1 protein-coding gene is annotated in these 1,202 nt (G+C 68.6%); it reads right to left on the bottom strand.

From position 1 onward, the window contains the following. Positions 1-1,202, bottom strand: a 1,202-nt coding sequence (locus IEZ15_RS43990; RefSeq protein WP_229846611.1) for an acyl carrier protein, incomplete at both ends; no start/stop codon positions are given.

Below are 1,202 nucleotides of genomic sequence, written 5' to 3' on the forward strand. Positions count from 1 at the left end.
AGCACCCCCACACCCTCCGACCACGCCGCACCATCCGCCGCACCCGCGAACGACTTGCACCGCCCGTCCTTCGCCAACCCACGCTGCCGACTGAACTCCACGAACATATCGGTGGTCGACATGACGGCCACACCGCCGGCCAGCGCCATCGAACACTCCCCCGAACGCAGCGCCTGGGCCGCGAGGTGCAGGGCGACCAGCGACGACGAGCATGCCGTGTCCACGGTGAGTGACGGGCCCTCAAGACCCAAGGTGTAGGAAACGCGTCCCGACACCAGGCTTCCACCCGTGGTGGCTGCAGCTTCCGTGCCCTGCCCGTAGTCGTGATACATCAGACCGGCGAAGACGCCCGTCTTCGTACCCTTCAGCGAGCGCGGGTCTATGCCCGCACGTTCCAGGACCTCCCAGGACGCCTCCAGCAGCAGCCGCTGCTGCGGGTCCATGATCAATGCCTCGTTGGGGCTGATCCCGAAGAGGCCCGGGTCGAAGTGTCCGGCGTCGTGGAGGAAGCCACCCTGATTGGCGTACGTCTTTCCGGGTACGCCCGGCTCAGGGTTGTACACGCCCTCGACGTCCCAACCGCGGTCCTGCGGAAACGCCGAGACCGCGTCCCGTCCTTCCAGCACGAGGTCCCACAGGTCTTCGGGGGAGGTCACTCCCCCGGGATAGCGGCAGGCCATCCCCACGATGACGATCGGCTCGTCGTCCAGCTCGTGCAGCACGGGGCTGACCGGCCGGTCCGAGTTCTGCTCGATACCGCCGCCGAGCTCGCTGTCGATGTACTCGGCCACGGCCCGCGAGCTGGGGTAGTCGAAGACCAGCGTGGCGGGCAGCCTCAGTGCGGCGGCCGCATTGAGGGCATTGCGGAGCTCCACCGCGCTGAGTGAGTCGAAGCCGAGCTCCTGGAAGGGCCGGTCCGCTTCGATCGCGTCCGCAGAGCTGTGGCCCAACACCTTGGCCACCTGGGTCCGGACCATGTCAAGCAGCGTACGAGCTCGGTCTGTCTCGCTCAGGCCGGCCAGAGCGCGCATCAGCTCCTGGCCGTCGGCAGCGCCGGCCAGAGCACGTACCGCGGACCGTCGTCGGGTGGTGGTGGGAGCGAGGTCGCGGAGGAGAGCGGGAATCGTGTCGGTGCGTGCACGGAGGGCCGCCACATCAATGGGCAACGGAAGAACCGCCGCCCGGCCCGACGCCAGACCCGC

It is taken from the genome of Streptomyces atratus, from assembly GCF_014648655.1.
Taxonomy (GTDB): domain Bacteria; phylum Actinomycetota; class Actinomycetes; order Streptomycetales; family Streptomycetaceae; genus Streptomyces; species Streptomyces atratus.